10 protein-coding genes and 1 tRNA gene are annotated in these 7,043 nt (G+C 56.2%); 8 read left to right on the top strand and 3 right to left on the bottom strand.

Features of this window, described 5'->3' with window-relative positions; translation table 11 throughout:
• The 4 genes from VMU57_RS22060 to VMU57_RS22045 all read left to right on the top strand — a co-directional run.
• On the top strand, positions 1-277 hold a 277-nt coding region (locus VMU57_RS22060; RefSeq protein WP_325387375.1), incomplete at its 5' end, for a hypothetical protein.
• A 168-nt stretch (positions 278-445) separates the two neighbouring features.
• A tRNA-Leu gene (locus VMU57_RS22055) sits at positions 446-532 on the top strand.
• Between the two features lie 448 nt (positions 533-980).
• Positions 981-1,154, top strand: a complete 174-nt coding sequence (locus tag VMU57_RS22050) for a response regulator (RefSeq protein WP_325387379.1) — start codon at positions 981-983, stop codon at positions 1,152-1,154.
• Between the two features lie 480 nt (positions 1,155-1,634).
• A complete protein-coding gene (locus VMU57_RS22045; RefSeq protein WP_325387374.1) occupies positions 1,635-2,693 on the top strand; it encodes a radical SAM protein in 1,059 nt (352 codons plus the stop codon).
• Between the two features lie 157 nt (positions 2,694-2,850).
• Here the strand turns inward: VMU57_RS22045 and VMU57_RS22040 are convergent, their stop codons facing one another.
• Together VMU57_RS22040 and VMU57_RS22035 are read right to left on the bottom strand one after the other, a co-directional pair.
• Positions 2,851-3,246, bottom strand: coding sequence for a DUF2255 family protein (locus VMU57_RS22040; RefSeq protein WP_325387372.1), 396 nt, complete (start codon positions 3,244-3,246; stop codon positions 2,851-2,853).
• Between the two features lie 97 nt (positions 3,247-3,343).
• Positions 3,344-3,574, bottom strand: a complete 231-nt coding sequence (locus tag VMU57_RS22035; RefSeq protein WP_325387371.1) for a hypothetical protein — start codon at positions 3,572-3,574, stop codon at positions 3,344-3,346.
• A 426-nt stretch (positions 3,575-4,000) separates the two neighbouring features.
• On the opposite strand from VMU57_RS22035, the gene VMU57_RS22030 reads away from it, so the two are divergent.
• From VMU57_RS22030 to VMU57_RS22020, 3 genes are all read left to right on the top strand, one after another.
• Positions 4,001-4,201, top strand: coding sequence for a cold-shock protein (locus tag VMU57_RS22030; protein ID WP_325387369.1), 201 nt, complete (start codon positions 4,001-4,003; stop codon positions 4,199-4,201).
• A 266-nt stretch (positions 4,202-4,467) separates the two neighbouring features.
• On the top strand, positions 4,468-4,797 hold the full coding sequence (locus VMU57_RS22025) for a CxxC-x17-CxxC domain-containing protein (protein WP_325387377.1): 330 nt from the start codon (positions 4,468-4,470) through the stop codon (positions 4,795-4,797).
• A gap of 192 nt (positions 4,798-4,989) precedes the next feature.
• Positions 4,990-5,256: a hypothetical protein gene (locus VMU57_RS22020; protein WP_325387367.1), complete on the top strand. Its 267-nt coding sequence runs from the start codon at positions 4,990-4,992 to the stop codon at positions 5,254-5,256.
• A 41-nt stretch (positions 5,257-5,297) separates the two neighbouring features.
• Here the strand turns inward: VMU57_RS22020 and VMU57_RS22015 are convergent, their stop codons facing one another.
• Positions 5,298-5,645: a hypothetical protein gene (locus VMU57_RS22015; RefSeq protein WP_325387365.1), complete on the bottom strand. Its 348-nt coding sequence runs from the start codon at positions 5,643-5,645 to the stop codon at positions 5,298-5,300.
• A 999-nt stretch (positions 5,646-6,644) separates the two neighbouring features.
• Here VMU57_RS22015 and VMU57_RS22010 point away from each other — a divergent pair.
• The coding region (locus VMU57_RS22010; protein WP_325387363.1) for an ECF-type sigma factor at positions 6,645-7,043 on the top strand (399 nt) is incomplete at its 3' end.

The following is a 7,043-nucleotide window of genomic DNA, read 5'->3' as shown; positions in this document are numbered from 1 at the left end:
CGTGGAGGGCAAGATGGCAGCCGACCTGCAGTTTCTGGAAGAGTGGATCCCGGAAAGAATGGACCCCGGTACGGTTTTCGTTCTGGAAAACCAGACGTTGCTGGGCAACGCGCAGAATCCGTTTGTCGCCGTGATGTCGTGTCCGCGCTGCGGCACCATGGGGCTGATCACGCGCCGCCAGTTAATCGGATTTGAGCCGATGATCTGCGGCGGCGATTTCTGCTCCGCCGAGTACCAGCTCGACGGCGAGAATATTTGCTTCAAGAAACCGCAGTAGAGCCTGGACGATTTCGGCGGGTGCGGCTCCAGTGCGCGAGCTATTTGGGTTCGCGGAATGGCCTGTCCGCGTTCCGGTATTTGGGCCTGATTTCCGCGTCGCTTGTGGCTATCCGTCCCGAAAGCATGCACCTGGCCGGGTGCGATAATGGAGTGCGCCTCGCACCGCGCCCGGATGGCGAAATCGGCAGACGCAGCGGACTTAAAATCCGCAGGCCGCAAGGCCGTGGGGGTTCAAGTCCCCCTCCGGGCACCATAACTCAAAAGACTGAAGCCACTCTCCGCGGGATGGCTGCCTTTTGATGGCTGCTAGTCTCTGGCAAGGCTGCGGAAAAACTCCTGAGAGTGGCGAGCACGAAGCAAAGACCTCAGGGGCTTTTGAGACCTGTGATCCTATCGACTTTCTGCAGCACGATTGAAGTCATGCCCTGACACGCTTTCCTTTTCATTCAGAGTTATTCAGGGGCCTCGCTTCAAGGCCGGTTTTTAGAACACGCTGTGGTTTGCAGCCAGGTTGCGTGGTCCCAATAGTGATTCGGGTTGGGGCGCGCCAAAAGGCTCGTGAGCCCAAAGCGGTTCGAGTATGATCTCTCGACGACTGGCAACCGTTTGTGGGGAATGACCGTGAGTGCCACAGGAGCATCAGAACTGATGCGCTGCTGAGATAAGGCAGTCAGAAGGAAGCAGGGACGGTCAAAACGCGAATTCTTATCGTCGAGGACGAGCGAATTTCGAGCGACCATCTTCGTCGCCTCTTGAAGCGGCGCGGCTATGAAGTTGTCGGGATCGTCTGCAACGGTAACGAGGCGCTCGACCGGATGAAGCGCGGCCTTCCGGATCTGATGCTGGTGGACATCCTTTACGGCCTCTTCGCGTGAAATCGGGCATCGGCGACTCAAAGAGCGTAGAATCAAAGTGGCGAGGGTTGTTGAATCATAATTTCATGCGGCCCAGCCAGGTCAAACTTTATACGCATGTACGGCCCGGATATTTATGCAAGCCAGTCGATATCTGCCGATACTGATCGCGCTTTTGCTCATCGAGATGCCCATCTGCCTTGCGATGGTTTTCTCCAGGACTTATAAGCATTGGGTTGACGTGCAATTGTCCGCGCGGAGTTATTTAGCAGCCCTGTCAAACGATCTTGTTCTGCTCTCGGAGCTCCTGGCTGGAACCCTCTTGAACATTGAGAGAGTGCCTCCACCCAGCTCGGGCATATGCAGTTTCGATATCTACTATTCAAATCCGATCAACCACACCTCACGCTGACACACCAATCTGGCGGAAGACTCATTTTCAGGCCTTTCGCATCCGTTCACTTTTCCCGTGAGATGTAATACGCCTGAATCGGAGGCAACATGAAACAGGCCGAAGTCATTCGCGCATGGGCCAGGATCCTGGCCGGGCGCGCACCTTCCCTTTCGATCGAGATCACCAAAGAGTGCCCTTTGCGCTGCCCGGGTTGCTATGCCTTCGACGACGCGCATCTCGGGGGCGCAACGCGACTTCGTGAACTCTCCGACTTCCGGGGCGATGATCTCGTCGCGCGCGTGCTTGCACTGATCGATGAGATGAGACCTCTCCACGCGTCTCTGGTCGGGGGCGATCCAATGGTCCGTTACCGCGAACTCGATGCTATGTTGCCGGAAATCGAGAAACGCGGAGTACATACACAGATCGTCACGAGCGCCTTCAGAGTCATTCCCGAGGCATGGATGCAGTTCAAGAAGCTGAATATCGTGGTATCGATAGACGGCCTGCAGCCTGAGCACGATGCGAGACGCAGTCCGGCTACCTACGAACGCATTCTCAAGAACATCGAACGAGCGAGAGTAACCGTTCACTGCACCATCACATCGCAGATCGCGGAGCGCCCGGGCTACCTCGACGAATTCCTCGGCTTCTGGACCGGCAGGCCTGAGGTCGCGAAGGTGTGGTTCAGCATCTTCACTCCGCAGCAGAGAGCTGCGGACGAGGAAATACTCACGCCCTCTCAGCGGACTGCGACGATTACCGAACTCCGGCAATTACGGCTTAAATACACAAAGCTGGATATGCCCGAGGCAGTTATTCGTGAGTTAGCATCACCGCCGCGCAACCCCAGCGAATGCATCTTTGCCAGAACAACTGAAATCGTCTCTGCCGATCTGACTACCAGGATCATGCCGTGCCAGTTTGGAGGAAACCCGGACTGTACTCAATGTGGATGCATCGCATCCATGGGATTGGCCGCGGTTGGACATCACCGCGTTGTGGGACCTCTCACAGCGGGACACCTCTTCATGGGCTCAGACCGCTTGGGGAAATTCTGGAGGAAAGTTCACCGGAGGTTCACAAGCGAGGCTGTCGCAAGCGAAACGCCGCCCGTGTTCCATATTCTTGCTCCGGAAGTGCGAAGAATTAGGAGGACGCGCTAGCAGCAACCACAGGAGTCTACAGTGAACCCCTCGAAAGGAGCACAATGATGCGGTGATGTGGTCCAGATGGGGATTGAGGGAGCTTTGTTCCCTCACCTCGTGATTCGGAGGTTGCCTGAAACTCGCGCTCGCGAGAGAGTGCAATTTGTGAAGGCGGTCAAAGGCCGATTTCGCGTGGCATGATCTTGACCGTCGCTCTCCGGGCACGTTTGCCGGTCATCGCGTTGAGATACGGGCTGCGAGAGTACCTCTTCCGATAGGCATCATCGATGCGGACGTTGATTGGTTCGTCACCGGGACCGTCTACCGGTTCGAAGGCCACATCGATCGTCCTGCCGGCTGCGTGGATCTGTCCCGCCTTCTGCCGCACCGCGGCCTGATACCAACGCGACTTTTGTCCGTTGTAACCGCGCACATAGATGGCGTCGTCCACCTCGACGGACAAGATCCAGGTCGGGGTGCCGCATGTCATCCCGTCCTCACGGAATGGCGCGATACGCAAATCGTCGGCTTGTGCGATTTTGCGCAGTTCTTCTTTCGGCCACGTAATCAATTCGGCTCCTCTTTTGCGGCCGGAGTCATTGCGTTCTTTAGGGCGCCGGGCTTGCCGAATGCCTGGTAGTTGAGGAGCGCAAGAGATGTTCTGCGGATCAAACCAGGGGAGCCACCACTAGCTCGTCGATGACAGGAGGAGGAGCGACCTCCGGAAATATCAGATCGATATAGCGGCCTTCGGCCACATCGGTGAACACTCGATTCAGGGTGTCTTCCGTCCTCCCGGACTTGACGTGCAGCAGGCGCGCAACGCGCATGACGGTGGCGGACAACAGAAAGCGGTTTTCAATCTTGAGCCCAGCCGAGTACACCAATTCAGATCGCATATGTGCCCCACTTCTCGGTAGTCGTGCGGTTGCTTGAGAGCCGGGCTCGTCTTGGTGTAGTCGGTTGAACCGGTTCGCTGACGTCGGGTTCTGCGCCGGAAACACAAGGAGGAGGAAGGCTGAAAAGAAAGAAGTCGCTATTATCCCCTCTGTAGCCAGCATACGCTTCCTTGGGCACATCTCCTAATCGACATCCGACAATTCCTGCAGTTCCAGCCAATCGCCGTGCAATCGCATTTGACCGCGCATCCGAGACTGTATTCTTCCCTCGAATGCCCCGCGCGGTTAGCGGAACCTTCAAATAGTGGTAGAATAAGCATTGATCGTCGAATCCGACTTGGCGTTCTTGCCTGTTCTGCTTTTCCGCTCAACTCGCAATCAATACCACTTGAGTTCAGCGATACATCACGCAACAAAGGAAGAGCTATGGAACAGGGAACAGTAAAATGGTTTAACGATGCAAAGGGATTCGGCTTCCTGAGCCGTGCCAACGGCGAAGACGTGTTCGTGCATCAGTCAGCCATCAAGAGTGAGGGATTTCGTTCGCTTAAGGAAGGTCAAACGGTCGAGTTCGACGTCGTGAAAGGGCCGAAAGGTTTTCAGGCAGAGAACGTTCGGCTGGTCTAGCCGGACACAACGACTGGTAAGAGATCGCTTCGAGCTCTTACCGGTCCGTGCCGATCTATCTCGCTCACCTGCCAGCGCAACAAAACGATGATTTGTTTCATCTGTTTTGACAGAGTTACTTGAATCAGCAACTGCAGGAAACGCACGGCTCGGTGGACTGCAATCTTCAGCAATGAACGCAAGTAATCACATTCGATGTATTTCGAATGCAACACACAATTGAAACAAGGACGAAAGGAAGATACATGGCTGGGGATCAGGAACTCATCTGTAGCGATTGCGGACAACCATTCTCGTTTACTGCTGAAGATCAGGCATTCTTCAATGAGCGCGGATATTCTGCGCCGAAGCGCTGCAAACAGTGCCGTCAGGCCAAGAAACAGGAACAATCGGGCGGGGGATACCAGCGCAGTGAGCCACGGGGCACATCGGTGATCTGTTCCGGGTGCGGACAGCAGACCACTGTGCCATTCGAGCCCAGGGGAGACCGTCCCGTGTATTGCCAGAACTGCTTCCAGGCACGGAAAAAGACGGGCTCTGGTGGAGGCGCAGGGCGCAGCTTTGGCGATCGGCGAGGCTTTGGCAGGAGCCGATAGGATAGGTGCTTGCAGCGTGGGGGAAGCCGCCGCCTCAGGCGTTCAAATGCGGCTTTCCCGATTGCACAATGCGGCGCTTGCCCATATCGGATCGCTCACGAAGTGAAAGTGTGCAAGCAGGGTCGGGCGAGGTCCCCTCGCCGATCTTTGCTTGAGACCGCCGATTTCTACTTTTACTCAAAGGAACTCTTCATGAAAAAGCAAGTGCCGCACGACAAATACTTCCTCAGATCGCTCCACCAGGAAATCGATTTCTACGATCGCAAACTCGTCTACCTGGATAAACATATGCAGTTCGCTTCGACGGCCGATCGCAAGGAGGCGGAGGGCAGGTTAATCTCGAAACGATCGACGCTGGCGCAGACAGCAAAACAACTGGTTGCCGAAGGGGTGGAATTCAACCCGGCAGATCTACCCCGTTCTTTCCGCGCTTCGGAAAATGCCGTCGCCGATCACTGATACCGGCTCAATCCCCAGTGGGTTCAGTTTCGCCCTTCCGCTCAATTGCCATCGGCAGCGTGGGATTTCTCCGGGCGGAGGCCATGAACGTTCATCCCAAAACGAACTTCAATCCCTTGTGTGACCTCCACCATTCCCAGATGCGACGCGTCATGCTTGAGGAATCGGCATCGGAAGCAACTGAATCGTTCCACCAGTGCGAGCGGCGCGATTGCAATCGCATCTTTCGCGATGGTTACGGCTATTCCGATTTTGGCGGCGGCGAGTTTGATGCATCGCGTGTGTCTCTTCGACAATGTCCCGGCTGCGGAGGGACACTCTACCTGGCTGAAGTGGACCACACGCGGAAGGTTGAGACATGGGAATGTGCACAGATCAAGTGCGAACATACCGAGGACGTTTCTTCCCCATCAGGGCGCTAAGATGTTGGTGTGAGCTCGGCGCTCGGTGGTCAATCAGGCGGGACGCGACCCCAGGCCGTGTCGATTGGGCGACCCTGAAGAACTTATGTGCCGGGCGCGCACTATGCCGCCGGCCGTCGTAGACGCGTGGACGTGTCGTGTTTTGCGAGCAGCGTGATTATCTTTCCCGGGAAGACACACAGAAGGCGGTGCTCTTCAAGTTCGTACCGGGCCCGTTCCATATCGACATTCTTCGCGGCTGCAAACTCATTGCTGATTGGATAAAACGCAGAGGAACGCGCGTCGCTGTACTCGCTGCGTACTACGTCATACGCTCGTTCCAAGTCTCTACAAGCCAGGCATTCCATGCTTAACACCTTTCCAGCGCTCTGTTAAATCGACCGTCGTTCGGAGGCCGTTGATGTTCAGAAAGTACCGGCCATCGCGACCGAAGCAATTTGCAGTCCGTGGAGAGAGTGTTCCATTGTAAAATCTTCAAGAAAAGTCGATCTTACTGCCCGGGGCCTTTCGGAGGCGATCTCTGGAGGATTGGCTTTGTCGGCTAGTCCTTGCCTGTGTAAGCTTCGCCTCTTGTTACGGTTTACAGATAGATAATCCTTTGCGTCGCATTGTATGAGAACGCTCATAGCAACTCCAGTAGTCGTTCGGCTTTGCGGTTGAACGGTGCTCGTCTGAGGCAGAGCCTGGAATGCGAGAGGCGAGGAGGAGGGACTTCTATCTATGAATATACCCCTACCCGACTAAACGTGCCGGCCGATTTGAAGTATTTGATACTCAACGCGTCATCCAACAAGAGCTGCGGTATAATTCCGGGCATAGCGATTGCACCGTTGCAACGCCGGGGTGGAATCTTCCCCATTATCGACATCATTTTGCTCTGCGTTGCTTGTCCACCTTGAGTTGAGCCGCAATCGGCTGCAACCTCAACTTGTGTGCCAAAGGCGAGGTGGATGCCGGGGAGTCGGAATGCCGGAGCAGATGCAACAGTTTACGGAGCTTCTTCAACGCTGCCAGGGCGGCAGCAAGGACGCTCTCGACCAGTTGATGCCGGTGATCTACGACGAACTGCGCAAACTGGCGGGTCGTTATTTGCGATCCGAGCGGCCGGACCATACCCTGCGGGCCACGGCGCTGGTGAACGAGGCCTACGTGCGGCTGGCCGGATCGCAGGTGGCCTACCAGGATCGGATTCATTTCTATGCGGTGGCGGCGCGGACGCTGCGCCATATCCTGGTGGACTATGCCAAGACCCGGAAGCGAGGCAAGCGCGGCGGCGGCGTGCAGAACCTCACCCTCGACGACGGCATCCTGGTGGGGCCGGAATCGGATCGCGGACTGGTGGAACTGGACGATGCCCTCACCGGC

The sequence above is a fragment of the Edaphobacter sp. genome, assembly GCF_035532915.1.
Classification (GTDB): domain Bacteria; phylum Acidobacteriota; class Terriglobia; order Terriglobales; family Acidobacteriaceae; genus Edaphobacter.
The sequence above is the reverse complement of the archived record's forward strand: the minus strand, read 5'-3'. Positions and strand labels throughout refer to the sequence as shown.